This window comes from Ruegeria sp. AM1, from assembly GCF_056540745.1.
This window is the reverse complement of sequence record NZ_JBQFXH010000001.1, coordinates 1,320,820-1,346,856: the sequence shown is the minus strand read 5'-3', so window position 1 is coordinate 1,346,856 and position 26,037 is coordinate 1,320,820. Positions and strand designations below refer to the sequence as shown.

Below are 26,037 nucleotides of genomic sequence, written 5' to 3'. Positions count from 1 at the left end.
GTGTCGGCGCGCAAAAGCGCGCCGACGAGATGTAGTTAACGCCCCCGGATGCGTGGATCCAGCGCGTCGCGCAGGCCGTCGCCGAGGTAGTTGACGCTGAGAACGGTCAGTGAGATTGCCAGACCCGGCCAGAACACACGCTCAGGGTATTGCTGCAGATAATCGACGCCGTCGAACAGCAAACGCCCCCAGGTTGGGAAATCCGGCGGGAACCCGAGGCCCAGGAACGAGAGTGCACTTTCCGTGATGATAGCTGTCGCAATCCCGAGCGTGGCCGAAACCATTATGGGTGACAGCACGTTGGGTAGGATGTGGCGCGTGATGATCTGACTGTTGCTGGTGCCGATGGACCGGGCTGCCAGAACGAATTCACGTTCCTTGATGGCCAGCACATCCCCCCGCACGATCCGTGCGGTGGGCATCCATGATGTGATGCCGATGGCACAGACGATCAGGATGAAAATCCCTCGTTCCAGCCCGAATGCCGCCGACAATGGTTCGCGGAAGAGCAGCATCATGACCAGTAGCAAGGGCAGCAACGGCAGCGCCAGAAACAGATCGGTCAGGCGCATCAGCGGGCCGTCCAGCCGTTTGAAGAACCCGGCCAGAACGCCGATGAACGAGCCCAGAAACAGCGCCAGCAGCATCGCGGTGATGCCAACCGAGACCGATGTCTGACCGCCGGACATCATCCGCGCCAGAATATCGCGCCCCAACTGATCGGTGCCAAAGGGATGGGCGAGGCTGGGGCCCTGATTCCGCGACCGGATATCGATCTGCGTTGGATCGATGCTCCAGACATAGGGGCCCAGATACACGGTTGCGACAATGAAGATGAACAGCACCGCACCCAGCATCGCGCCCTTGTGGGTCTTGAACTGATCCCACACATCGCGCCACTGGCTGCGGGGTGGGGTGGCGAGTTCCTCCATCACATCCGTCGTCGGCAGGGCGGTCGAGGCCGGAGCCAGGCCCTCGTCGGGGATCAGCGTGTCTGAATGATCTTTATCAGTCATAGCGAATCCTCGGGTCCAGAATGCCGTAGAGCACGTCGGCGATGAGGTTGAACACCACGATCAGCACAGCAAAGATGAAGGTGAGCGTCTGCACCATTGGCAGATCGTTGGCCTGAATGGCGCCGATCAGCAATTGGCCGATGCCGTTTACCTTGAACACCTGCTCAGTAATGATGGCGCCGCCGAAAATCGCAGGAATGCCCAGTGCAATCACGGTGACCACCGGGATCATCGAGTTGCGCAGGACGTGTATCATGACCACGGTGTACTCGCTGAGGCCCTTGGCGCGGGCGGTGCGGACGTAATCCTGATTGAGATTGTCCAGCATCGAGGCGCGCATGAAGCGGCTGAGTTGCGCCGTGATCTGCAGGGCCAGAACCATGACCGGCATGATCATCTGTTTCAGCTGCACGACAAAGCTGTCCCAACTGTTGACAACATGGGTCGTGTCATAGATCGACGGGAACCAGCCCAGTTGGACCGAAAAGATCACGATCACCAGCACGCCTGAAAAGAAGGGCGGGACTGAGAAGCCGACCATGGATACGAAAGTCCCCATCTGATCGAACCAGGAATACTGGCGATACGCCGAATAGATACCGATGGGCAGGGCGATCAGGATAGCGACCACATAGGCGGTGCCAACAACCCACAGGGTCTGCGGGATACGCTGAACGACGATGTCCATGACGGGCGAGCGGGTCTGCCACGAAATCACACGCAGATCACCTTCGGAAAAGGTGGTGCCGAACATGTGGTCGACCAGAACCTGCGGTTCGATCCAGAAGAACTGCACGATCCATTTCCAGAACCGGATATGCATCGGTTGGCCCAGGCCAAGCGCTTCGCGCATCTTCTCTTTGACTTCGGGCGGAACAGTAAGCGGAACCTGTGCCATCGGGTCGCCGGGGGCGAGCTCGAGCAGCAGGAAGATGACGAGGCTGATGAACAGCAGTGTAGGAACTGCAAGCACCAGTCGTCTGATTGTAAAGTTGAGCATTCAAAGGCGCCTTTGTTGATGCGTCTTTTGTAGGGGCGATATGCAAATGACCGCGCCCCGATAAAGATCGGGGCGCGGCTTTGCAAGTCTATCGTTTAGGAACCGGTCTTGCGGTACCAGTCAGCTGCGTTCCACAGCTCACTGTCCCAAACGTTCAGGATGACACCACCCAGAGTGTTCGAGTGCGCCGATAGGCGACCACGGTGTACCAGAGGGATCATGCCGCCTTCCTGAACGATGATGTCGTTCAGCTTTTTGGCGATCTCAGCGCGGGCTTCCAGACCAGCCGTTTCGGCCAGCTGTGCGTGCAGCTTGTCGAACTCTTCGTTGCAGAAGCGGCTGATGTTCTCACCTTGCCACTGCGTGTCAGGACGCGGAGCCTTGTCGCACAGACCATTACCCAGATAGGATTGCGGGTCGGTGCCGTTAAAGGTGTTGGCGTACATTTCCACGTCTGCATAGAACTTCTGGAAGGTATCCGGCGAGCCCGGATCACCACCGAAGAAGACCGACGCGTTGATGTTGCGCAGCTCGGAATCGATGCCGATCTGGCTCCACCATTCCTTGATCAGCGCCTGGAAGTCCTGACGGACAGCGTTGGTTGAGGTCTGATAGACAACTTTCAGCGGAACACCGTCTTTTTCACGGATGCCGTCGCCGTTGGTGTCGACGATGCCAGCGTCATCCAGCAGTTTCTTCGCACCTTCGATGTCCTGCGTGTCACAGCTCATCGAGGTCGAGTTGAACGCTGCCGGAGCGGGAACCCAGTTACAGGTCACCTTACCTGCCTGACCATAGCCGATCTCAACCAGCAGCGGGCGGTCGATCGCCATGGACATGGCCTTGTAAACCGCCGGATCCGTCAGGAACGGGTGCGGGTGCTTGGCGGTTGAACGCTCGCCTTCGGGCAGGTCCGGCGACGGGTTTGTCTGGTTCAGCATGATACGCTCGACCAGCGGGCCAAAGCCTGCGACCGGAGTGCCTTTGCCGCCTTCCTGCATCTGCGCGATCACTTCGGGCGCCAGTTGCAGGTTCCAGGCATAGTCGAACTCGCCGGTTTCCATAACCGCACGGCCCGCAGCGGTTGCATCGCCACCGCCTTTGAAGGTCACGGTTGCAAAGGCTGGTTTGGCCGGATCGCGATAGTTGTCATTGGCCTTGAAGGTGATCACGTCATTCGGCTTGAACTCGGTGACAACAAAGGGGCCGGTGCCGATCGGGTTAAAGTTCTGATCGGTGCATTCCGGGGCTTTCGCGCCCACGCAGTCAGCAAACTGAGCGGCCTGAATGATGGGGCTTTCGCCACCGACAAAGGGGCCATAGGGGAACGGGGTTGGCGCGTCGAATGTGACTTTGACAGTCAGATCATCCACCGCTTCGACCGAAGTTACGCCTTCGTATTTGGTGACCTGCGCACAGCCGCCTTCTGGGTGCATACAGTAATTTGCCGTAAAGACGACATCCGCCGATGTGAAAGGCGTGCCATCCGACCAAGTGATTCCCGGCGCAATTTTCCAGGTAATCGTGGTCAGGTCTTCGCTGACCCCACCATTTTCAACAGTCGGGATCTCGGAGGCAAGGAAGGGAACCATATTGCCGTCCTGGTCGTAGCGGGCCAGAGGCTCGATTACCAGCGAGGCTGCTTCTACATCCTTGGTTCCCCCCGAAAGGAACGGGTTCATGATAGAGGGTGCTTGCCAATAGATGATGCTGACATTGCCGTCCGATCCGCGCTCGGCAAAGGCCATAGGGGCCATAGCTGTGCCGGCAATCGCACCAAGCAAAAGGGCTTTGATTTTCATCATACACTCCATGTTGGACACATTCGTGTCTCGATTATCTCCGCAAGGCCTGCGGATTTGGCGTTGCCGTTGTGAGGAATAAGGTCCTGAAAAGGAACACATTTACATTTTGCGTAACGTGTTTTTCACCTTCTTCCGAAAACGGTTACGCAGCGTATCGAAACAGAGTTTTAGAAAATTGCAAGCCTTGCCGTCGGGAAATTCGGTAATGGGTTTGACTTTTCCCATCCTGCCGCCTTAGCGTTCACCATTCAAACAATCAGGCCGCCAAGGGGAGTGCGCACGTGCTGGATCAGCCTATTGCACAGATCAAAAAACTCAGGGTTGAATTCCAAACGAAAGATGGCCCCGTTGTTGGCGTCGAAGATGTTTCGTTCGAAGTGAATCCGGGCGAAACAGTTTGCATCGTCGGCGAATCGGGATCGGGCAAATCCGTTTCTTCTTTGTCACTTATGCGGCTGGTCGAGTTTGGTGGCGGTGAAATTGCAGGCGGGCAGCTGATCTTCGACCGCCGTGATGGCAAAGAGCTGGACTTGTCGGGTGCTGATCAGGATCTGATGAAGCAGATCCGCGGCAATGAGATCGGAATGATCTTTCAGGAGCCGATGACCGCTCTGAACCCCGTCTTTACGGTGGGCCGGCAACTGACCGAAGGGTTGCGCCTGCACAAAGACATGTCAAAATCTCAGGCGGAGGCGCGCGCGCTGGAACTGCTGCGTCAGGTTCGGATCCCGGAGCCCGAGCGCCGTCTGAAACAATACCCGCATGAGCTGTCCGGCGGGATGCGTCAGCGCGTGGTGATTGCCATGGCGATGGCCTGTGAGCCCCGTTTGCTGATCGCGGACGAACCGACAACAGCGCTGGACGTTACCATCCAGGCCGAGATTCTGGCGCTGATGGACCGTTTGAAACGGGAAACAGGCACGGCCGTTATGTTCATCACCCACGACATGGCGGTGGTTGCGCAAATGGCCGACCGGGTGGTCGTCATGTTCCGCGGTAACAAGGTCGAAGAGGGGACGGTTCACGAAATCTTCGAGAATCCGCAGCATGACTATACCAAGGCGCTGCTGGCGGCGGTTCCAAAGCTTGGTGAGATGCAGGGCAAAGCCGCACCTGAGCCGATGAAGTTGCTGGGCGTTGAAGGGCAGAACATTGCGCCGATTCCGGGCACCGAAGATGTCCTGTTAAGCGTCAAGAATCTGACGACGCGCTTTCCGGTTAAGGGCGGCCTGCTGCGTCGGACAATTTCGAATGTGCATGCAGTCGAAGACGTATCCTTTACCCTCAACAAGGGGCAAACGCTTAGCCTAGTGGGCGAATCGGGGTGCGGCAAATCCTCGGCAGGGCGGTCGATTTTGCGACTGGTTGAGCCTATGGCGGGCCAGATTGATCTGGATGGCGTCGATATCATGGGGCTGGATCAGGGCGGCCTGCGCAAGGCGCGTCTGGACATGCAGATGATCTTTCAGGACCCGTTTGCATCTCTGAATCCGCAAATGCAGCTTGTCGATCAGGTTGCCGAGCCCATGCGGAATTATGGCGTAGCGTCCGGGTCTGAATTGCAGGACCGCGTTGCGCAACTGTTTGACAAGGTTCACCTGCCGCGCAGCTTCATGCGCCGCTTCCCGCATGAAATGTCGGGGGGACAACGACAGCGTATTGCAATCGCGCGGGCGTTGGCGCTGAACCCGAAACTGATCATCGCGGATGAGGCCGTCTCGGCTCTTGATGTGTCCGTGCAGGCGCAGGTGCTGAACCTGATGATGGAGCTTCAGTCCGAGCTTGGGCTCAGCTACCTGTTCATCAGTCACGACATGGCAGTGGTCGAACGTGTCAGTCACTATGTGGGCGTCATGTATCTGGGCCGTATCGTCGAGCTAGGGCCACGGGCGCGTGTATTCGAGAACCCGCAACACCCCTATACGCAGGCCTTGATGAAAGCGGTTCCGATTGCGGATCCAAACCGGCGGAAATCGGAAAAGGATCTGAACTTCAAACCGATCCCGTCGCCCATTCATCCGATTGGATACGAACCCGGACCATCCGAGTATCGCGAAGTTGAGCCCGGGCATTTCATACTGACCACAGACAGCGGGTACTGAGCCGGATGCCAGCTCGCCTGTCTCCTCTTGAGATAATGACCAAGCTGATCTCGTTTCCGACCGTCAGCCGCGATACCAACCTGCCGTTGATTGACTGGGTTGAGGACTACCTGTCCTCTCACGGGATTGCCTCGCATCGCTGGCCAGACCCGGATCAGCCTCACAAAGCAGCCCTTTTTGCGCATGTTGGTCCTTGGGAAGATGGGGCCGTTGTCCTGTCGGGGCACACGGATGTGGTGCCTGTCGATGGCCAGCCCTGGGACAGCGATCCGTTTACCGTGACCGAGAGAGACGGCAAGTATTTCGGACGCGGTACTTGTGACATGAAAGGGTTCGATGCCCTTGCGATCTGGGCCTTGGTCGAGGCGAAATACGCAGACCTTCGGCGCCCCGTCCAACTTGCGCTCAGCTTTGATGAAGAGGTGGGCTGCACAGGGGCACCGCCCATGATCGTGGCGATGCAAGATGTGTTGCCAAAGGGCTCGGCCGTGATCGTGGGCGAGCCGTCTATGATGCAGGCGGTCACCGGCCATAAGGGCGGCTTTGGCTATAACACGCATCTGGTTGGCTTCGAGGTTCACAGTTCGATTATGCATACTGGTGTCAACGCGATCATGGAGGCGGCTCCGCTGATCGATTGGGCTAATATCCAGAACGCAAAGAATATGGCGGCTGAGCCGGGTCCCGTTTCTGCGACTTTTGATCCACCATGGACCACGTGCCATGTTGGCGTGATTCAAGGTGGCACTGCCCATAATATCACTGCTAAGGATTGTCGTTTCATGATGACGTTTCGCGTTGTGCCCGACGAAGATGCCACGCAATGGCATGACGACTATTTGCAGCAGGTTCGGCATATCGAAGCCCGCATGCAAAAAATTCATCCAGATGCACGGATCGATGTCGAGCAGTGTTTTGCCGTGTCCGCGCTGGTTCCTGAACAGGATGGCGAGGCCGAGGCGCTGGTGCGCGCCCTGACCGGTGATAATGCGACGCATGTTGTCAGCTACGGCACCGAGGCCGGACAATTTCAGGAGGCCGGATACTCGGCCGTTATCTGTGGGCCGGGTGATATCGCCCAGGCGCATCAACCAAATGAATTCATTACGATTGCTCAATTCAATCAAGGTCAGAAATTTATGGAGCGGCTGCTTGGCACGCTCGCGGCTTGAGCTGAGTTAACAAGTTAATATATATCTCTCTGAGAAGGAGGACACGTATGCCCGTCAAGAACCGGCTTGCCGATATGCATGCTGAGATCACCGGATGGCGCCGGCATCTGCACGCCCATCCCGAGTTGATGTATGACGTGCATGAAACCGCTGCCTTTGTTGTCGACCGCCTGAAAGAGATCGGCGTGGATGATATCACAACGGGCATTGGGAAAACCGGCGTGGTTGCCGTAATCCGCGGCAAGAGCGACACCAAAGGCCGCGTCATCGGTTTGCGCGCAGATATGGATGCGCTGCCGATCGAAGAGGCGACCGGTGTGGACTATGCCTCGACCGTGCCCGGCAAAATGCACGCCTGCGGGCATGACGGGCATACCTCGATGCTGTTGGGCGCGGCGCAATATCTGGCTGAGACGCGGAATTTCGATGGTACGGTTGTTCTGATCTTCCAGCCCGCAGAAGAGGGCGGGGCAGGTGGGCTGGCTATGTGTCAGGACGGCCTGATGGACCGCTGGGGCATTCAGGAAGTGTATGGCATGCACAACATGCCGGGGCTTCCGGTTGGAGAATTTGCCATCCGGCCCGGTGCGCTTCTGGCGTCCTCTGATGAGTTCGAGATTGTGGTGACCGGCAAGGGCGGTCATGCGGCGGCGCCTCATGACGCGGTGGATACGACGCTGGTTGCGTCGCATATTGTCATCGCACTGCAATCGGTCGTCTCGCGCAATGTAGATCCGATCAAGCGTGTCGTGCTGACCGTGGGCACCTTTGAAACTGACAGCGTCGCCTCAAACGTGATTGCGCATACCGTACGTCTGCGTGGCACCGTCAGGTCGCTGGACCCGGAATATCGCGCAATCGCCGAAGCGCGCGTGCGCCGGATTGCCGAAGACACAGCCTCGGCGTTCGAGGCGCAGGCGCAGATGACATGGGCACCGGGATATCCCGTCACTGTGAATTCCGAGGCTGAAACAGCCTTTGCAGCCGAGGCGGCTGCGGCTGTATCGGGCACGGTCAATGATAACACCGATCCGATCATGCCGTCCGAGGATTTCGCCTATATGCTTGAAGAACGGCCGGGCGCTTACATCTTTATCGGGAATGGGGACACGGTAATGTGCCACCATCCCAAGTACAATTTCGACGACGATGCCATTCCTGCAGGCTGCAGCTGGTTCGCCGAGCTGGTCGAACGACGAATGCCCGTCGCCTAAAACATCAGGGGAGAATGTGATGCCGATCAAAAACCGTTTCGCTGAGATGCATGAGGAAATCACCGGCTGGCGGCGTGACATTCACCAACATCCTGAGATTTTGTACGACACGCATCGCACAAGCGCCTTGGTTGCCGACAAACTGAAGGAATTCGGTTGTGATGAGGTGGTCACGGGGATTGGCCGCACCGGCGTTGTTGGCGTGATCCGGGGCAAGACGGATACCAAAGGTCGGACGATCGGTTTGCGTGCCGATATGGATGCTCTGCCGATGCAGGAACAGACGGGGCTGGACTATGCCTCTCAGACGCCCGATGCCATGCATGCCTGCGGACATGATGGCCATACGGCTATGGTTCTGGGCGCGGCCAAGTATCTGGCTGAGACGCGGAACTTTGACGGTACGGCTGTTGTGATCTTTCAGCCGGCGGAGGAAGGCGGAAATGGTGCCGAGGCGATGTGCAAAGACGGCCTGATGGACCGTTTCGGCATTCAGGAAGTCTATGCCATGCATAACGTGCCGGGCCTTGCCACCGGGCAGTTTGCGATCCGGTCCGGCCCCATTCTGGCGGCGGCGGATGAGTTCGACATTCAACTCGAAGGCCATGGCGGTCACGCGGCCAAACCGCATGAAACTATCGACACCACGGTGATGCTGTCGCAACTGATTGTTGCGCTGCAGACGATTGTGTCGCGCAATGCCGATCCGATAGATAAGGGCGTGCTCTCGGTGACGTCGGTCGAGACCTCTTCGAACGCCTTCAACGTGATCCCGCAATCCGCCAGATTGCGCGGGACGGTACGGACACATTCGGCCGGGATGCGCGACTTGATCGAGCAGCGTCTGAAAGAGGTGGTCGCGGGTGTGGCGGCTACGATGGGTGGCTCGGCCGAGGTCCGATATCACCGGGGGGTTCCGGTGACCATCAATGCCGAACAGCAGACCGAGTACGCTGCTGAGGCCGCGCTGAGTGTAGGGGGCAGTTGCGGCAAGGCGCCCATCGTCATGGGTGGCGAGGATTTTTCCTTCATGCTCGAAGAGCGGCCCGGCGCCTTTATCATTCTGGGCAATGGCGACAGCGCGGCGCTGCACCACCCGGAGTATAATTTTAACGATGAGATCATCCCCACAGGATGCTCTTGGTTTGCCGAGATGGTTGAACGTCGGATGCCGGCCGCCTGATCGTATTGAGGAGAGACAAGAGATGCCAGTTAAGAACCGCTTTGCCGAGTTGCAGGATGAAATCACAACGTGGCGGCGCGACCTTCATGAAAACCCTGAAATCCTGTTCGACACGCATCGCACCAGCGCGGTGGTTGCGGAAAAGCTCAAGGAATTCGGGTGCGATGAGATCGTTACCGGGATTGGTCGGACTGGGGTTGTCGGGGTCATCAAGGGCAAGACGGACACAAGCGGAAAGGTGATTGGCCTGCGCGCGGATATGGATGCGCTGCCGATACATGAGGCGACCGGGCTTGAATATGCCTCGAAAACGCCGGGGGCGATGCATGCCTGTGGTCATGACGGGCACACTGCGATGTTGCTGGGGGCCGCGAAGTACCTTGCCGAGACACGCAATTTTGATGGCACCGTGGTGGTGATCTTCCAGCCCGCCGAAGAGGGCGGCGGCGGCGGTCGCGAAATGTGTGACGATGGCATGATGGGCCGTTGGAACATTCAGGAGGTCTATGGGATGCACAACTGGCCGGGTATGCCGGTTGGCAGCTTCTCAATCCGTCCGGGTGCGTTTTTTGCCGCCACAGACCAGTTCGACATAACCTTTGAAGGGCGGGGTGGCCATGCGGCCAAGCCGCAGGAAACCGTGGACACCACCGTGCTGGCCGCGCAGGCGGTTCTGGCACTGCAGACGATTGCATCGCGCAACGCCGATCCGATCGACAACATTGTGGTTTCGGTGACCTCTTTCGAGACCGCCTCTAAGGCGTTCAACGTGATCCCGCAGCAAGTGCAGATCAAAGGCACCGTGCGCACGATGAGCAAAGAGATGCGCGATCTGGCCGAAAAGCGCATCAATGAGATTTGCAACGGCGTCGCGGCAACCTTTGGCGGCTCAGTTGATGTGACTTATATCCGGGGATATCCGGTGATGGTGAACAGCGATGACCAGACAGAGTTTGCGGCAGATGTGGCACGCTCGGTCTCGGGGGCCTGCGAAGAAGCGCCCCTGGTGATGGGGGGCGAGGATTTCGCCTTTATGCTGGAGGAACGTCCGGGGGCTTATATTCTGGTGGGCAATGGCGACACAGCCATGGTGCATCACCCGGAATACAACTTTAACGACGAAGCGATTCCGGCCGGGTGCAGCTGGTGGGCTGAGATCGTTGAGCAACGGATGCCAGCGGCCTGAGGAATGACAGGCGCGAGGGGTCAGCCTCCTCGCGTTAGTCAACATGGATTGCGTTAGCGTTGTATCAGGTCAAGCGACGTGCTGAGCGTGTCTGCGACCGCGTTCAGGGCGTCTTGTTGAGTGTTCACACAAGCGCTGGCTGAATTGCGCGCCTCTGTCAATGCCGTGTCATCAGCAAGCCATTGCGCCACGGCGTCGCTGAGGTCCTGACTCGACCGGACCTCAACCGCGCCGCCGCCCTGAATAAGGGGGGCGAAGGTTTCGGCGAAATTGAAGTATCCCGGCCCGGTGATCACGGCCGCACCGGCTTGCGCGGGCTCAAAGGGGTTGTGGCCGCCGATCTCTTTAAGCGAACCGCCAAGGAAGACGATCGGGCACAGCGCATACCATGTACCGGTTTCGCCGAGTGTATCTGCGATATAGACCTGTGTTTCGCCGGTGATCGGCTCATCTTGGCTGCGCAGGGACAAAGACAGGTCTGAGGCTTGTGTCAGACTAGTCACCTCATCGCGCCGCTCGGGGTGGCGGGGGATCAGAAGCAACAGCAGGTCAGGCCTGCGTTCCAGAAGGGCCTGATGCGCCTTCAGCACGGTTTGCTCTTCTCCTGCATGTGTAGAGCTGGCGATCCAGAGCGGGCGATCGCCGATCTGGGCGCGAATGTCGGCCAGTGTCGTTTCATCTACCGGCAAAGGGTCTGACATGGATTTGAGATTGATACCGGGCTGCACGTGATCCGGATTGGCACCCATGGCGATCAGGTTGGCGGCAGTCTTGTCGTTCTGGGTCAGGAACAGGCGGAAGTGATCCAGAATGAAACGCGCGGTCTGCGGGCGTTTTTTCCAGCCCGCAACGGATCTGTCCGAGAGGCGGGCGTTCAGCAGCGCAAGCGGAACGCCGGATTTCGCGCTTTCGACGATCAGCCGGGGCCAGATTTCGCTTTCAACAAAGATGCCTGCGCTAGGCCGCCAATGGGTCAAAAAGCGCCGCACAGGCCCGGCGGTGTCAAGTGGCGGATATTGGTGGCGGGTCCGCGGTGGTAGACGCTTTTGTATCAGCGCAGCTGAGGTTGGCGTGCCGGATGTAATCAGAAACTCGGCGTCGGGCAGGCGTTCGCTCATCCGCCGGATGAGGCTGAGCACGGAGAGGCTTTCGCCGACGCTGGCGGCATGGAACCAGATCAGTTGTCCAGCGGGCCGGGGCAGGGTGGCATGGCCAAGCCGTTCCCGTTGCCGATCAACAGGCACATCGGCCCGTTGCAATTTGTTCCGTACGGTGCGCCACGCCAAAGGCCCAAGAGCCGACGTCAGAGCGCAATAAAGCTGGTAGAGCAGCGTAGGCCGCGACATGTCAGCCGCCTGTATGGCTCATGTGGCGGCTCATCTTGCCGTCGACCGCCTGACGGGAATAGTCAAAGTCATGGCCTTTGGGCTTGAGGTGAATGGCCGCGCGGATCGCCTCTTCGAGCGGTTGTTCGGTCTCGGGGTGATCGCGCAACGCGCCGCGCAGATCGGCCATATCTTCCTGACCAAGACACATGAACAGCTCGCCCGTACAGGTCAGACGCACGCGGTTACAGCTTTCGCAAAAATTATGGCTCAGCGGGGTGATAAAGCCGATTTTCTGGCCCGTTTCCTCAAGCCGGACATAGCGCGCCGGTCCGCCGGTGCGTTCCGCCAGATCGGTAACGCGGTAGTGCTGTTCATATTTTCCGCGCACATCCTCGAGCGACCAATATTGATCCAGACGATCCTCATTGCCGATATCCCCCATCGGCATCACTTCGATCCAGGTCAGATCCATGTCGCGTTCGGCACACCATTCGGTGATGCGCGGCAGCTCTTCCTCGTTAAACCCTTTGAGGGCGACGGCGTTGATTTTGATGCGCAATCCAGCCTTCTGGGCGGCATCAATACCGTTCAGAACCTGCTTAAGCCGTCCCCAGCGCGTGATCTGTGCAAACTTGTCTTCGTCAAGCGTGTCCAGTGAGACATTCACCCGCCGCACACCCGCCGCATACAGATCATCAGAAAACCGCGATAGCTGAGAGCCGTTTGTGGTCAGCGTCAGTTCCTTGAGCGCGCCGCTGTCCAGGTGCCTGGTCATGGCATTAAAAAACGTCATTATGTTGCGACGCACAAGTGGCTCTCCGCCCGTGATGCGCAGCTTTTCAACGCCCATCCGCACAAAGGTCGAACACATGCGGTCAAGCTCTTCCAACGTCAGAAGGTCTTTCTTGGGCAGAAAGGTCATGTTTTCCGACATGCAGTACACGCAGCGAAAATCGCAGCGGTCCGTGACGGAAACACGCAGATATGTGATGGCACGAGCGAACGGGTCGATAAGCGGAGCTGTCATGCCTCATAGGTAAAGCGGTGATCGGCAGGCGACAAGTCTGAACTGCGCTTTGGGCTGGTACAGATGCGCGCAGGGAGATACGGTTTGGGCATGAGATATGTTCTTTTGATAACATGTACGCTGCTGGCGGCATGTGATGCGATACGGTCGACATCGGGCCGTGTTTTTGGCGGTTCAAAACCAACTGCTGAGGCTGAGTCCGCCCAGGTGGACACGGTGCCCGAGCCTGATCCGGCGGTGGTATCCAGCGCAGGTTGGGTTGGGGCTAAATCAACGATCGCCGGGCTTGGAGACCCCAGCAAGCCGGGGCGGTGGTTGGAAACATCTCTGGTGGAAACCGAGGTGACGGCACGTGTTGTCGTGCCCAGAACCGGGGCGCAGGCCTATATCACTCTGGTGCCAGTCCCGGGGCCGGAAGGGGGCGGCAGCCGCCTGTCGCTTGACGCGATGCGGGCGCTGTTGTTGCCCTTTGATGAGCTGGTCGAGCTTGAGGTTTATTCCAACTGATCTTTCAGGTATTTGCCCGCTTCTTTTCGGGCAAAAGCCTTCATATCATCGCCGTATCGTTGCAGAAACTGTCGCACCCGATCCGGGTCATGCTTTGACAGATCGCGCAGCCACCAGGCGACCGATTTCTGGATGAACCAGTCCCGGTCAGGGACATAGCCTGCCGCCCAGCCCAGAATGCGGTCGCGCCGCGCCAGATCATCGGGTTTGGGATGGTTCTGCTTGGTCCAGGGTAGCGTCGCCACCAATGCTGCGCGGCGGGTCCACATATGGTCAGAGCGGGTCCAGCTTTCGACCTGATGCAGCCGGGCGGGATCTGCAGTCAGACGTTTCTGCATCGCCATACAGGCGTGATCCGCAACGGCCCATGCGTCAAAATCAGGAAGCCAGCTTTGCAGCAGGTCCCAAACAGCGCCGTCGGGGCGGATGCGCGCCTGCGTCAGCAGTTTGGCAGCGGCCAGACGCCCCTCATGGATGTTGGTTTGCCAAAGCGCCCGGGCAAGATCAACCCTCGCCGGAACATCCAGTTCGCGTCGCCAGGATTTGGTCAGATCGTTGAGCACCGGGTTCGCAACGCCCAGATGAGGTCGGGCAGCCTTGTGATAGGCTGCCATCTGATCGGCGCGCACCGGATCAGCGTGTGCTTTGATCTGATCGAGGTAGCTGTCTAGCATCATCCGCCTGTGGTCTCTTTTGGCTCATTCAACCGTTACGGATTTGGCAAGGTTGCGCGGCTGATCCACGTCGGTGCCCTTGGCAACTGCGGTGTGATACGCCAGCAACTGCGCAGGAACCGAATACAGGATCGGTGTCAGGCTTGGGTGTACATGCGGCATGCGGATCGTGCTCCAGACACCGTCTTCGGCCTCGGCGATGCCATCATCGTCTGACACAAGGATGACCTTACCTTTGCGCGCCATAACCTCTTGCATATTTGATACGGTCTTGTCGAAAACCGTATCACGCGGGGCCATCACCACAACGGGCATGTGCTTGTCGATCAGTGCGATGGGGCCGTGTTTCAACTCGCCTGATGCATAACCTTCGGCATGTATATAGCTGATTTCTTTCAGCTTTAACGCACCTTCCATCGCCAGCGGATACATCAGCCCGCGGCCTAAAAACAGCACATCGCGCGCCTCGCTCAGGCGTTGGGCGGATTTGCGGATGGCGCGATTTTGATCCAGCGCTGTGTTCAGGACCGAAGGTAGACCGCGCAGCGCAGCTGCGTGATCGGCCAATTCCTCATCGGTCAGTGTGCCCCTGTCTTTGGCCGCCTTGAGCGCCAGCATCAGCAGAACGCTGAGCTGACAGGTAAAGGCCTTGGTCGAGGCGACGCCGATTTCAACGCCGGCATGGATTGGCAGCGCGATATCGCTTTCGCGGGCAATCGAGCTTTCGGGGACGTTGACCACCGATACGATCTTGTCGGCCTTGCCATCGCAGTATCGCAGCGCCGCCAGCGTGTCGGCAGTTTCGCCCGACTGGCTGACAAACAGGGCCAATGTGCGGTCGCTGATCGGCGGTTCGCGATAGCGGAACTCGCTGGCGATATCGACCTCAACAGGCATCCGGGCCAGTTTCTCGAACCAATACTTGGCCGTCAGGCAAGCATAGAATGCTGTACCGCAGGCCACCATGGTCAGGCGATCCAATTTGGTGAAATCCAGATCAGCATCGGGCAGGACGACCTGATCGCCACCGGTTGGCATATAAGACCGGATGGCCTCGGCCACGACCACCGGCTGTTCGGCGATTTCCTTGGCCATGTAATGCTTGTGGTCGCCTTTGTCCGCACGGGCATGATCCAGCTTGATCTTGCGCTTTTCGCGGTTGGCCAACTCGCCTGCTTCGTTGCGGATTTCCAGCGAGGTTCGGGTCAGAACGGCACGATCACCCTCTTCCAGATAAGTGATCTGATTGGTCAGCGGGGCCAGCGCGATGGCGTCTGATCCGACAAACATCTCTCCGTCTCCATGGCCGATCGCCAGCGGAGAGCCCTTGCGCGCCGCCACGATCAGGTCGTCCTGCCCATCAAAGAGAAAGGCCAGCGCAAACGCCCCTTCGAGTTTGTCGATGGTTTTGAACGCAGCCTCGACAGGTGACAGGCCCGCGTCCAGATAATGCGCGGCCATAAGGGCAACCGTCTCAGTATCGGTTTCGGTTTCAAAACCAATACCTTGCTCAGAAAGCTCACTACGCAAATCGCGATAGTTTTCGACGATGCCGTTATGCACGACGGCCACCGGTCCGGCCTTGTGCGGGTGTGCGTTGGTCACCGACGGGGCACCATGCGTGGCCCATCGGGTATGGCCGATGCCTGACTTGCCCGGCAGGGGGTCGTGGACCAGCAAATCGCTCAGGTTGACCAGCTTGCCCACCGCCCGTCGCCGCCCTAGGTGACCGGCGTTAACCGTGGCGATGCCAGCGCTGTCATAGCCGCGATATTCCAGCCTCTTCAGGGCTTCGACCAAAATTGGGGCGGCTTCGTGCTGCCCAAGAACTCCGACAATACCACACATGGATCAGGCTCCTTTTTCGCGGCGAGCCTTTTTCGCCTTTAACATATCAAACAACTTACGCGCATAGCCCGGTTTGTTGTCCTGCTTAGCCCGCGCAACGGCCAGCGCATCAGGGTCAACGTCCCGGGTAACAACAGTGCCGGTTGCGGTCATCGCACCATCGCCGACAGTCACTGGGGCCACCAGCATTGTGTTCGAGCCGATAAAAACACTCTCTCCAATCGTGGTCTGATGCTTCATCACGCCGTCATAGTTGCAGGTGATCGTGCCTGCGCCGATATTCGTGGATGCCCCGACCGAGGCATCGCCGATATAGCTCAGGTGATTGACCTTGGCGCCCTCGGCGATCTCGGCATTTTTGATTTCGACAAAATTCCCGATGCGGGTGTTTTCGGCCAACTCGGTGCCGGGGCGCAGCCGGGCATAGGGACCGACGATTGCGCCGCGGCTGATATGGCAGCCTTCGAGATGAGAAAATGCGCGGATCGTCGCGCCGCTTTCGACGGTAACGCCGGGGCCAAACACCACGTTCGGCTCGATCACCGTGTCACGGCCTATCACCGTATCTGCAGCCAGATAGACCGTCTCGGGTGCCATCAGGGTGACGCCGTTTTCCAGTAGTTCGACGCGGGCGCGGGCCTGAAACACGGCGTCTGCAGCGGCCAGATCGGTGCGTGAGTTGACGCCCAGTGTCTGCGCCTCATCACATGCGACGGCGGTGACGTTCAGGTCGCGGGTCCGGGCAATCTCGACCACGTCGGGCAGATAGTATTCTCCTGATGCGTTATCATTTCCAACCGCGTCGATCAGCGAGAATAGCAGTTGTGCGTCACACGCCAAAAGACCAGAGTTACAGAGTTTTATTGCGCGTTCTTCATCTGATGCATCTTTGAATTCGACGATCCGTTCCAGCGTGTCGCCACGCATCACAAGCCGTCCATAGCGCGCGGGATCGGCGGCTTCGAAGCCTAGAATGACAAGGTCATTGTCGGCGCGGGCGGCAATCATGCGTTCCAGCGTGTCGGGCTGCAGGAACGGTGTGTCACCATAGAGGACAACCACATCGCCTTCGAAGCCTTGCAGCGCATCGCGGGCCTGTGCAACCGCGTGGGCGGTGCCAAGTTGATCTTCCTGCAGCGCGATCTGGGCGGTTTCATCTTCGGCTTTGGCGGCTTTCTCGACGGCGTCAGCGCCGTGGCCCGTTACAATAACCGTGCGTTCGGGGGACAGGACGGCACCCGCGCGCATGGCATGCACCAGCATGGGGGCTTGTGCGATCGGGTGTAACACCTTTGGAATATCCGAATTCATCCTGGTGCCTTTTCCGGCTGCAAGGATGACAAGGGCAATACTCATAAATCGTTTTCTCTTTTGTTTTGTCGCCGTCCGTTTTATCCGCTGGGGGCAAAGGCGCAAGCGGGTCGGACATCAAACTAGATTGCCGTTTGCAACACGATAAGGCGGAAACATGCCGAGCATGGAGGCAAAATGCGGACAGTTATCTTTGATCTGGACGGTACTTTGGCGGATACATCCGGCGATTTGCTGGCGGCGGCCAATCACTGTTTTCGGCAGATGGGCCATGGCGATGTGCTGATCAATGGCGATGACGCGGGCATCGCGCTGCGCGGCGGGCGCATGATGCTGACCCATGGCCTAAAGCGGGTGGGCGACTACTCTGCGGAAAAGGTGATCGCCTACTATCCGGTGCTGCTGGAAGCCTATGCGCAGAATATCGACACGCATACGCAGTTCTATCCGGGCGCGCTAGAGGCGGTTGAGGTGTTGACCCAAGCCGGTTACGGCGTCGGGATCTGCACCAACAAACCCGAAGCTCTGGCCGAGCTGCTGCTGACGCGACTGGGGGTGCGTGATCGATTTGCATCGCTGGTTGGTGCAGATACGCTTGCCGTGCGCAAGCCCGATCCCGAACCCTTGCGTGAGGCCGCCCGACGGGCTGGTGGGCATCCTGATCTTTGCGTTTTGATCGGTGATTCCGATACCGATCGTAACACGGCCCGTGCCGCCGGGGTGCCGTCTGTGCTGGTGACGTTTGGCCCCTCTGGCGAGGATATGGCCGCCCTCAACCCCGAGGCTTTGCTGCATCACTTTGACGATCTGCCCGAGCTTGTCGCCGATTTGATCGGTGCGGCGGCGTAACGCCTTGACGTGAACCTTCAGCGGACCCAAAAAACATCATGACCGAGAGATTTTCTGGCAGTTTCACCCAGCAGGAACCCATCCCCGAAGACGCTATCGATGCCGCAATGGCCGTGCTGCGCCATGGGCGCCTGCATCGCTATAACGTTTTGCCTGGCGAACTGGGCGAGACCGCGCTGCTGGAGCAGGAATTTGCCGCGCAAATGGGCGCAAAATACTGCCTTGCCGTGTCGTCTGGCGGATATGCTCTGGCGACAGCTTTGCGGGCCGTTGGTGTGCAGCCGGGTGATCCCGTTCTGACCAATGCGTTTACGCTTGCCCCGGTGCCGGGCTCGATTGCGTCGGTTGGGGCGCGACCGGTTTTTGTGGGCGTGACCGAGGGGCTGACGATCGATCTGGACGATCTGGCTGCCAAGCTGGATCAGGCGCGTGTCCTGATGCTGAGCCACATGCGCGGGCATCTGTGCGACATGGACCGGTTGATGCAGATGTGTGACGCGGCGGGTGTAACGGTGATCGAGGATTGCGCCCATACGATGGGTGCTGCATGGCGCGGGCAATTGTCGGGGCGGCAAGGGGCCGTTGGCTGCTATTCCTGCCAGACCTATAAGCACGTGAACTCGGGCGAGGGCGGTTTGCTGGTCACCGATGATGAGGAGCTTGCGGCAAAGGCCACGATGCTATCGGGGTCTTACATGCTGTACGAGCGTCATCTGGCGGCACCCGACCCATCTGTGTTCGAGCGCATCAAATATACGACGCCGAATATCTCTGGTCGGATGGACAATCTGCGAGCTGCGATTTTGCGGCCGCAGTTGAAACATCTCGACCGTCAGGTGCAGCGCTGGAATGAGCGCTATGTTGAGATCGAAGCTGGTCTGCGCGGCACACCCGGTCTGACGGTGGTCGAGCGTCCCGCAGACGAGACCTATGTCGGGTCTTCGATCCAGTTCCTTTTGCTGGACTGGACGTCGCAGGCTATCGCTGAGGTTATTGACCGCTGCGCCGCGCGCGGGGTTGAGCTGAAGTGGTTTGGCGGTGCCGAGCCCAGTGGTTTTACCTCGCGCTATGACAGCTGGCGCTATGCCGACAGCGCGCCCATGCCTGCAAGCGATCGGATTCTGGCGGGCATAATGGACATGCGCATTCCGCTCACTTTCTCACTGGATGATTGCGCGTTGATTTCGCGGATTATCGAGGATGAGGTTACGCGAATACATAATCGGTCGAAGTCCTGATTTCAGTAAAACAGATGTCCGGACACGAATCCGCTCGCGTCCGGGCGTCATCCCGCTAGAATTTTTGGTGTTTCTTTGTGTTCTTGAATGGGCACACCATCAAACATCAATGCGGACCAATGCCAAAAGAGAAGAAATCTGAATCTCTAGAAGTCAGGCTTAGCCTGTCGGAGAAGAATGCGTTTGCGTCACGGGTTGCCGCCCGTGGCGAAACCATGAGTGCTGCGCTGCGCCGATTGATTGCCGAAGATGGGGTGCCTCATTCAAACCCCAAGGAGGCTTCGACCTTGAAAAAAGTTATACTTGCCGCGTCCCCAGTGGTTCTGACCGTCGCTATTCTTGCCGGTGTATCCCTGACAGGTGCGCAAGCCACAACAGATTTTGCCGGACAATTCCGCGACGAAGATGCGAACGGAGACGGTTTCATCGATCGTGCAGAAATGCTGAAGGTCATGACACGACGCGCGGCGGCTGTGGATTTACCCCGCTCATGTGATGGATCTGAACTCGCCAAGAAGTGGTCGATGACACCTGAAGAGCTGACTGATGGACAGATTGCGTTCTCAGATGTCGACAAAGACGGGCGTATCACCTTGTCAGAGGTGATAGCCTCGAATGAACTTTATCGAGCGGACGATTTTATGTCCGCAGACAAAAACAACGACGGGTTCATAAGTCTTGCTGAGCTCGAAGCTGGTTTGCGAGCCGACGAGGTGAAGATCAATGCTGAATGCCGAGCTGCGATAGGCATGCACAGCGCTGCGCGCGCCCCTGAAATTCTGGACCAATTGGATACGGACGGGGACGAGCGCATTAGTTTGGGGGAGTTTGTCAACCACTGACGATTTCTTTCTGACTGGACAGCTTCTTTTGATGACGCTATTAATGAACAAGTGTTCAATTACATGGCGTCGTCGTAGAGGAAGGTGATATGTTCCAGGCAGTGATGGCTTTTGATCTAGGTGATGAAGTCAACGAATTGCGTAATATGGTTCACCGCTGGGCGCAGGAGCGTGTCAAGCCGATGGCGGCGGATATCGACAGTTCGAACGCGTTCCCGAACGAATTATGGAAAGAGATGGGGGATCTCGGCCTGCTGGGTGTCACAGTGCCCGAGGAATATGGCGGTGCCGGGATGTCCTATCTGGCGCATACGATCGCGGTTGAGGAAGTTGCCCGGGCCTCGGCCTCGGTGTCGTTGTCCTATGGGGCGCATTCGAACCTCTGCGTGAACCAGATCAAGTTGAACGGTACGCAAGAGCAAAAGCAGAAATACCTGCCGCGGTTGATTTCGGGTGAGCATGTGGGCGCGCTGGCGATGTCGGAACCGTCGGCGGGCTCGGACGTGGTCTCGATGAAGCTGCGCGCAGAGAAGCGCAATGACCACTATCGGTTGAACGGGAATAAATACTGGATCACCAACGGGCCAGATGCGGACACGCTGGTGGTTTATGCCAAGACCGATCCTGATGCAGGGTCAAAAGGGATCACCGCCTTTTTGGTCGAGAAAGAGATGAAGGGGTTCTCGACCTCTCCGCATTTCGACAAGCTGGGCATGCGCGGCTCAAACACTGCCGAGTTGATCTTTGAAGATGTCGAGGTGCCTTTCGAAAACGTCCTGGGCGAAGAGGGCAAAGGGGTCGCGGTTCTGATGTCCGGGCTGGATTATGAGCGCGTCGTTCTGGCCGGGATCGGCACGGGCATTATGGCGGCCTGCCTGGACGAGATCATGCCTTATCTTGCCGAGCGTAAACAGTTCGGCAAACCGATTGGAAGCTTCCAACTGATGCAGGGCAAGATCGCGGATATGTATACCGCGATGAACTCGGCCCGGGCCTATGTCTATGAAGTTGCCAAAGCCTGTGATCGGGGGGATGTGACCCGGCAGGATGCGGCAGCCTGCTGCCTCTATGCGTCTGAGCAGGCGATGACGCAGGCACATCAGGCCGTTCAGGCGATGGGTGGCGCAGGCTTTCTGGCGGATGCTGCTGTCAGTCGGATTTTCCGCGATGCAAAATTGATGGAGATCGGTGCGGGTACCAGTGAAATCCGCCGGATGCTGATCGGGCGTGAGTTGATGAACGAAATGCTCTGAAAAGAAACGCCCCGCAACCGAAGGTGTGCGGGGCGTTTGAGGCCAGCGGGATCAGAAACGATGTACGTAGGATACACCAACCAGCCAGGGGTCGATTTCGGCCTTGCCAATATTGGCGCCGTTCAGCGTGACATCGGAGTCGATATCGAACCAACGGACGTTCAGGCGAACCGCGCCTTTGTCGGTGACCTGATAGTCCAGACCAGCCTGCAGCGAGATACCAAACGAGTTATCAACTTTGAGGTCGCCGAGGGGGGATTGCTCGTCAAAGAAGATGGTGTAGTTCAGGCCGGCACCGACATAGGGGGTCCAGGCGCTGTTGTTGGCAAAGTGGTAGTTCAACGACAGGGTCGGGGGCAGGTGTTTGACGCTGCCCGCATCAACGCTGCCACCCAGAGTAATGCTGTGATCAAACGGGGTCGCGGCCAGCAGTTCGATACCCAGATTGTCGCGGATAAAGTACTCGGCAGTGAAGATCGGACGGGTATCCGAGTCAATGTCAGCGCTGAAGCCTGCCAGCGTACCATTGTCAGATTTCGGGTCGAGATATCCGACACCGACGCCGAGGGTCCAGTCTCCCTGCGACTGGGCCAGAACGGGTGCCGCAAAAGCAGCAAGCGCGGTGGAGAGTGTCAAAACGGCGAGTTTTTTGGTCATCATTCGGCCTTTGAGGTTGTTGATGACATAGCTTTGATACGTCGGCGGAGTGCCGGCTCTGATCTGTATCAAAACCCATCGGTCGAGTGTAGTGGTGAAATCCAGTTAATATCCTGTAAAGTAAGGGGGAATTGACATTCGTCCCGCTCACATCATACCAGGTTTGCGCACAGGGAATAGCTGGGATATCCCGGCGCGTCTGAACATGGCGCGGCAATGCCTATCGCTGGCGCCGGACCGTCTGGCCATCGTTGAGTTCTCATCCGAGGGCACGCGCGCGGTGACCTATGGCGAGTTGTCGGAGATGACCGATCGACTTGCACGTGCCTTGCAGCGGCGGGTGCAACGCGGGGATCGTGTGGGGGTCTTGCTGAGCCAGTCCCGGTGGTGCGCGGCGGCGCATCTGGCGATCTGGAAGATCGGGGCAATATCCGTTCCGCTGTTCAAACTTTTCAAACATGATGCGCTGGCCTCTCGGATAGGGGACGCCGAAGTTCGGTGTGTCCTGACCGATGTAGAAGGCGCCGCTCTGTTGAACGGTTTGGCCGAGCCCCTGCTGGCGCAAGAGGTCGGAGAGGAGGGGCCCGCGGTTGCATACGCCGATACGGGCCCTGACGATCCGGCGGTGCTCATCTATACCTCGGGGACAACCGGCAGCCCAAAGGGCGCCTTGCACGGGCATCGCGTGCTGACAGGGCATTTGCCCGGTGTTTCAATCAGCCACAACCACCTGCAAGAGGGTGACCGGCTGTGGACACCAGCGGACTGGGCATGGATCGGCGGTTTGTTTGATGTGTTGATGCCCGGGCTTGCGCTGGGCGTTCCGGTGGTCGCCGCGCGGCTGGACAAGTTCTCGCCCGAGGCCTGTGCTGACGTGATTGCGCAATGTGGCGTGCGGAACGTGTTTTTCCCGCCCACCGCGTTGCGCATGCTCAAAGCGGTAGAATGTGTGATCCCCGCCCTGCGCTCAGTCGCTTCGGGGGGTGAGCCTCTGGGGGCCGAGATGTTGGCCTGGGGTGAGCGCGCCTTTGGGCTGACGATCAACGAATTCTACGGTCAGACCGAGTGCAACATGGTTGTGTCTTCCTGCGCTGCGGATTTTCCCGCGCGCCCCGGATGTATCGGCAGACCGGTGCCGGGGCACGATGTGGCCGTCATCGACGATACTGGCCAGCCGACGAAGGAAGAGGGGGATGTTGCCATCCGGCGCGGCTCGGCTGCGATGATGCTGGAATACTGGAACCGGCCCGAGGCGACGGCCGAGAAGTTCCGTGGGGATTGGCTGGTCACCGGGGATCGCGGCTTGTGGGAAGGCGACTATTTGCGTTTTGTGGGGCGTGAGGATGATGTGATCACCTCAGCCGGATATCGCATCGGCCCGGCGGAGATCGAAGATTGCCTGTTGACCCACCCTGCGGTGGCGACGGTGGGTGTGGTCGGTAAGCCCAATGAACTGCGGACCGAGATTGTGAAGGCTTATGTGGTTTTGAAGCCGGGGGCTGAGGCGTCTGAGGGCGAACTGCAGGATTGGGTCAAAGAGCGTTTGGCACAGTATTCTTATCCGCGAGAAGTGGCGTTTTTGAAGGAATTGCCGATGACGGTAACCGGGAAGGTTATTCGGAAGGAATTGAAGGCGAGGGCCGAAAGGGAATTAGAAAAATGAGCTGTTTCAATTCGTCAAATTTACTTCGTATTGTATCGGGCTTTTTGTTGACCGTCTCGCTAACCTTCTCTGGAGGTAAGGCAGGAGTTGCAGATTCCGAAAATCTGATCTTCCTACCTTATGACGCAATGAAGCAAGACGTTGTATCTTGTATGGACAACAAAGACTTTCAAAGCGAACCAGAGTCCTGTGCTCGAATATCAATCGAGACATGTATGAGAGACTGGCAGATACCTGACTCCCGCTCCAAAGCGGCTAGCTGTATCCATCATGAATACCTTATCTGGAGAGAGCAGTACCAAGAGGTTTTGCTAAAGATACTGCACAGAGCGCAAAAAACTGATCACGATGCGGCGTTAGATGAAAGCCCAAACATTGATGCATTCTCCCAGTTATTGAACGCTGAAGTTCAATGGCAGCAGCTTCGAGAGAGTGAGTGCAGATATTCAATGAGTTTGTCGGCTGGCGGAACCGCCGGAAGCACGATTTACCCAGCATGCCTAGCTGAATTGACGGCGCAGCGTATCGCGCTCCTCAATTCTCGGAGAAGAAAATGAAGCTTACGTCCAAAGCCATGCCAGCCTCAGAAGGCTTCAAAGCAAACCACACGGCGCATCTCGAAGCGCTGGGGCAAATCTCAGCCGCTGCCGAAGCCGCCCGCATGGGCGGGGGTGAGAAATCCCGTGCGCGGCATGAATCTCGGGGCAAGATGCTGCCGCGTCGCCGGGTGGCGAACTTGTTGGACCCGGGGTCTCCGTTTCTGGAAATCGGCGCGACGGCGGCGCATGGGATGTATGGCGATGCTGCGCCCTGTGCCGGGGTCATTGCAGGGATTGGCCGGGTGCAGGGGCGCGAGGTCATGGTGGTGTGCAACGACGCCACCGTGAAGGGTGGCACCTATTATCCGATGACCGTCAAAAAGCACCTCCGCGCGCAGGAGATTGCAGAGGAAAACCATCTGCCCTGCATCTATCTGGTTGATAGTGGCGGCGCGAACCTGCCCAATCAGGATGAGGTCTTTCCCGACCGTGACCATTTTGGCCGCATCTTCTATAACCAGGCGCGGATGAGCGCGAAGGGGATCGCTCAGATCGCCGTGGTGATGGGGTCTTGCACGGCGGGCGGGGCCTATGTGCCTGCGATGTCGGACGTGACCATCATTGTAAAAGAGCAGGGGACGATCTTTCTGGCCGGGCCGCCTTTGGTCAAGGCCGCGACCGGAGAGGTTGTGAGTTCCGAAGATCTGGGCGGCGGCGATGTGCATACGCGCCTGTCGGGGGTGGCGGATTATCTGGCCGAGGACGACGCACATGCGCTGGCCTTGGCGCGGCGGGCGGTTGGGTCGCTGGGCGGTGCCGGGCTGAAGCCCGGCCTACAGTTTGAGGCGCCCGAGGAACCGGCCTATGACCCCAACGAAATCTTGGGCGTTGTGCCCGCTGATTTGCGTACGCCTTATGACATTCGCGAGGTGATTGCGCGGCTGGTCGACGGGTCGCGTTTTGATGAGTTCAAGCCCCGTTTTGGCGAGACTCTGGTGACTGGCTTTGCCCATATCAAGGGTTGCCCGGTCGGGATCATCGCCAACAATGGCGTGCTGTTTTCTGAGGCCGCGCAGAAGGGCGCGCATTTTGTTGAGCTGTGTTCGCAACGCAAAACGCCGCTGGTATTTTTGCAAAATATCACCGGGTTCATGGTCGGTCGGAAATACGAAAACGAGGGCATCGCGCGCCATGGGGCCAAGATGGTGACGGCGGTCGCGACCACTTCGGTGCCCAAGATCACCATGCTGGTTGGTGGCTCATTCGGGGCCGGAAACTATGGTATGGCAGGCCGTGCCTATCAGCCTCGGTTCCTGTGGACATGGCCGAACTCACGCATTTCGGTGATGGGCGGAGAACAGGCCGCAGGCGTTCTAGCGACCGTCAAACGCGACGGGATAGAACGGCAGGGCGGCACTTGGTCGGCTGAGGAAGAGGCCGCGTTCAAACAGCCCACATTGGAGATGTTCGAAGAGCAATCGCATCCGCTTTATGCCTCGGCCCGGCTTTGGGATGACGGCATCATCGATCCACGTAAATCGCGCGATGTACTAGCCCTGTCCCTGACCGCCGCGCTGAACGCCCCGATCGAGGAGACACGTTTCGGCGTGTTCAGGATGTGAT

22 protein-coding genes are annotated in these 26,037 nt (G+C 58.3%); 13 read left to right on the top strand and 9 right to left on the bottom strand.

What is annotated here, in order from left to right:
* Positions 1 to 35: 35 nt before the first annotated feature.
* The 3 genes from ACR0I7_RS06740 to ACR0I7_RS06730 all read right to left on the bottom strand — a co-directional run bounded on the left by ACR0I7_RS06740 (position 36) and on the right by ACR0I7_RS06730 (position 3,818).
* Positions 36 to 1,016, bottom strand: coding sequence for an ABC transporter permease (locus ACR0I7_RS06740; protein ID WP_480509450.1), 981 nt, complete (start codon positions 1,014 to 1,016; stop codon positions 36 to 38).
* A complete protein-coding gene (locus ACR0I7_RS06735; protein WP_480509449.1) occupies positions 1,009 to 2,016 on the bottom strand; it encodes an ABC transporter permease in 1,008 nt (335 codons plus the stop codon). Before ACR0I7_RS06735 ends, ACR0I7_RS06740 begins: the two co-directional genes overlap by 8 nt.
* Before the next feature lie 95 nt (positions 2,017 to 2,111).
* On the bottom strand, positions 2,112 to 3,818 hold the full coding sequence (locus tag ACR0I7_RS06730) for a peptide ABC transporter substrate-binding protein (RefSeq protein ID WP_480509448.1): 1,707 nt from the start codon (positions 3,816 to 3,818) through the stop codon (positions 2,112 to 2,114).
* Positions 3,819 to 4,102: 284 nt separating this feature from the next.
* On the opposite strand from ACR0I7_RS06730, the gene ACR0I7_RS06725 reads away from it, so the two are divergent.
* The 5 genes from ACR0I7_RS06725 to ACR0I7_RS06705 are packed head-to-tail and all read left to right on the top strand — an operon-like array spanning position 4,103 to position 10,678.
* Positions 4,103 to 5,923 (top strand): ABC transporter ATP-binding protein, encoded by a 1,821-nt coding sequence (locus ACR0I7_RS06725; protein ID WP_480509447.1) that lies wholly within the window; start codon positions 4,103 to 4,105, stop codon positions 5,921 to 5,923.
* A gap of 5 nt (positions 5,924 to 5,928) precedes the next feature.
* Complete coding sequence (argE, locus tag ACR0I7_RS06720) at positions 5,929 to 7,095, top strand: acetylornithine deacetylase (RefSeq protein ID WP_480509446.1); 1,167 nt, start codon at positions 5,929 to 5,931, stop codon at positions 7,093 to 7,095.
* 47 nt (positions 7,096 to 7,142) lie between these two features.
* The gene (locus ACR0I7_RS06715) at positions 7,143 to 8,309 is read left to right on the top strand and encodes a M20 aminoacylase family protein (RefSeq protein WP_480509445.1); all 1,167 of its coding nucleotides are present in this window, start codon (positions 7,143 to 7,145) and stop codon (positions 8,307 to 8,309) included.
* 19 nt (positions 8,310 to 8,328) lie between these two features.
* Positions 8,329 to 9,492, top strand: a complete 1,164-nt coding sequence (locus tag ACR0I7_RS06710; protein ID WP_480509444.1) for a M20 aminoacylase family protein — start codon at positions 8,329 to 8,331, stop codon at positions 9,490 to 9,492.
* 22 nt (positions 9,493 to 9,514) lie between these two features.
* Entirely contained in the window at positions 9,515 to 10,678 is a 1,164-nt protein-coding gene (locus ACR0I7_RS06705; protein WP_480509443.1) for a M20 aminoacylase family protein, read from the top strand.
* A gap of 53 nt (positions 10,679 to 10,731) precedes the next feature.
* Here ACR0I7_RS06705 and ACR0I7_RS06700 read toward each other — a convergent pair whose 3' ends face one another.
* Together ACR0I7_RS06700 and moaA are read right to left on the bottom strand one after the other, a co-directional pair.
* Positions 10,732 to 12,024: a 3-deoxy-D-manno-octulosonic acid transferase gene (locus ACR0I7_RS06700; protein ID WP_480509442.1), complete on the bottom strand. Its 1,293-nt coding sequence runs from the start codon at positions 12,022 to 12,024 to the stop codon at positions 10,732 to 10,734.
* 1 nt (position 12,025) lies between these two features.
* Positions 12,026 to 13,033, bottom strand: coding sequence for a GTP 3',8-cyclase MoaA (gene moaA, locus ACR0I7_RS06695; protein WP_480509441.1), 1,008 nt, complete (start codon positions 13,031 to 13,033; stop codon positions 12,026 to 12,028).
* 90 nt (positions 13,034 to 13,123) lie between these two features.
* Here moaA and ACR0I7_RS06690 point away from each other — a divergent pair, with 90 nt between their 5' ends.
* Complete coding sequence (locus tag ACR0I7_RS06690) at positions 13,124 to 13,540, top strand: hypothetical protein (protein WP_480509440.1); 417 nt, start codon at positions 13,124 to 13,126, stop codon at positions 13,538 to 13,540.
* On the opposite strand, the gene ACR0I7_RS06685 is transcribed toward ACR0I7_RS06690, so the two are convergent.
* Genes ACR0I7_RS06685 through glmU form a run of 3 tightly spaced genes read right to left on the bottom strand, consistent with a single transcriptional unit; the run spans position 13,528 to position 17,418 of the window.
* On the bottom strand, positions 13,528 to 14,217 hold the full coding sequence (locus ACR0I7_RS06685) for a DNA alkylation repair protein (protein WP_480509439.1): 690 nt from the start codon (positions 14,215 to 14,217) through the stop codon (positions 13,528 to 13,530). The two genes, ACR0I7_RS06690 and ACR0I7_RS06685, sit on opposite strands and share 13 nt — an antisense overlap.
* Before the next feature lie 21 nt (positions 14,218 to 14,238).
* Entirely contained in the window at positions 14,239 to 16,062 is a 1,824-nt protein-coding gene (glmS, locus tag ACR0I7_RS06680) for a glutamine--fructose-6-phosphate transaminase (isomerizing) (RefSeq protein ID WP_480509438.1), read from the bottom strand.
* Between the two features lie 3 nt (positions 16,063 to 16,065).
* Positions 16,066 to 17,418 (bottom strand): bifunctional UDP-N-acetylglucosamine diphosphorylase/glucosamine-1-phosphate N-acetyltransferase GlmU, encoded by a 1,353-nt coding sequence (glmU, locus tag ACR0I7_RS06675; RefSeq protein ID WP_480509437.1) that lies wholly within the window; start codon positions 17,416 to 17,418, stop codon positions 16,066 to 16,068.
* Between the two features lie 132 nt (positions 17,419 to 17,550).
* On the opposite strand from glmU, the gene ACR0I7_RS06670 reads away from it, so the two are divergent.
* The 4 genes from ACR0I7_RS06670 to ACR0I7_RS06655 all read left to right on the top strand — a co-directional run bounded on the left by ACR0I7_RS06670 (position 17,551) and on the right by ACR0I7_RS06655 (position 21,555).
* Positions 17,551 to 18,222 carry an HAD-IA family hydrolase gene (locus tag ACR0I7_RS06670; RefSeq protein ID WP_480509436.1) on the top strand — a complete coding sequence of 224 codons (672 nt, stop codon included), beginning with the start codon at positions 17,551 to 17,553 and terminating at the stop codon, positions 18,220 to 18,222.
* A 38-nt stretch (positions 18,223 to 18,260) separates the two neighbouring features.
* A complete protein-coding gene (locus tag ACR0I7_RS06665; protein ID WP_480509435.1) occupies positions 18,261 to 19,460 on the top strand; it encodes a DegT/DnrJ/EryC1/StrS family aminotransferase in 1,200 nt (399 codons plus the stop codon).
* 119 nt (positions 19,461 to 19,579) lie between these two features.
* Positions 19,580 to 20,302, top strand: coding sequence for an EF-hand domain-containing protein (locus ACR0I7_RS06660; protein ID WP_480509434.1), 723 nt, complete (start codon positions 19,580 to 19,582; stop codon positions 20,300 to 20,302).
* Positions 20,303 to 20,391: 89 nt separating this feature from the next.
* A complete protein-coding gene (locus ACR0I7_RS06655) occupies positions 20,392 to 21,555 on the top strand; it encodes an isovaleryl-CoA dehydrogenase (protein ID WP_480509433.1) in 1,164 nt (387 codons plus the stop codon).
* Between the two features lie 51 nt (positions 21,556 to 21,606).
* Here ACR0I7_RS06655 and ACR0I7_RS06650 read toward each other — a convergent pair whose 3' ends face one another.
* A complete protein-coding gene (locus ACR0I7_RS06650) occupies positions 21,607 to 22,212 on the bottom strand; it encodes an OmpW/AlkL family protein (protein ID WP_480509432.1) in 606 nt (201 codons plus the stop codon).
* A gap of 205 nt (positions 22,213 to 22,417) precedes the next feature.
* Here ACR0I7_RS06650 and ACR0I7_RS06645 point away from each other — a divergent pair, with 205 nt between their 5' ends.
* Genes ACR0I7_RS06645 through ACR0I7_RS06635 form a run of 3 tightly spaced genes read left to right on the top strand, consistent with a single transcriptional unit; the run spans position 22,418 to position 26,036 of the window.
* Complete coding sequence (locus tag ACR0I7_RS06645) at positions 22,418 to 23,875, top strand: AMP-binding protein (RefSeq protein WP_480509730.1); 1,458 nt, start codon at positions 22,418 to 22,420, stop codon at positions 23,873 to 23,875.
* Entirely contained in the window at positions 23,872 to 24,432 is a 561-nt protein-coding gene (locus tag ACR0I7_RS06640) for a lysozyme inhibitor LprI family protein (RefSeq protein ID WP_480509431.1), read from the top strand. The genes ACR0I7_RS06645 and ACR0I7_RS06640 overlap by 4 nt, the downstream gene beginning before the upstream one ends.
* The gene (locus ACR0I7_RS06635) at positions 24,429 to 26,036 is read left to right on the top strand and encodes a carboxyl transferase domain-containing protein (protein WP_480509430.1); all 1,608 of its coding nucleotides are present in this window, start codon (positions 24,429 to 24,431) and stop codon (positions 26,034 to 26,036) included. The genes ACR0I7_RS06640 and ACR0I7_RS06635 overlap by 4 nt, the downstream gene beginning before the upstream one ends.
* Position 26,037: the final 1 nt, after the last annotated feature.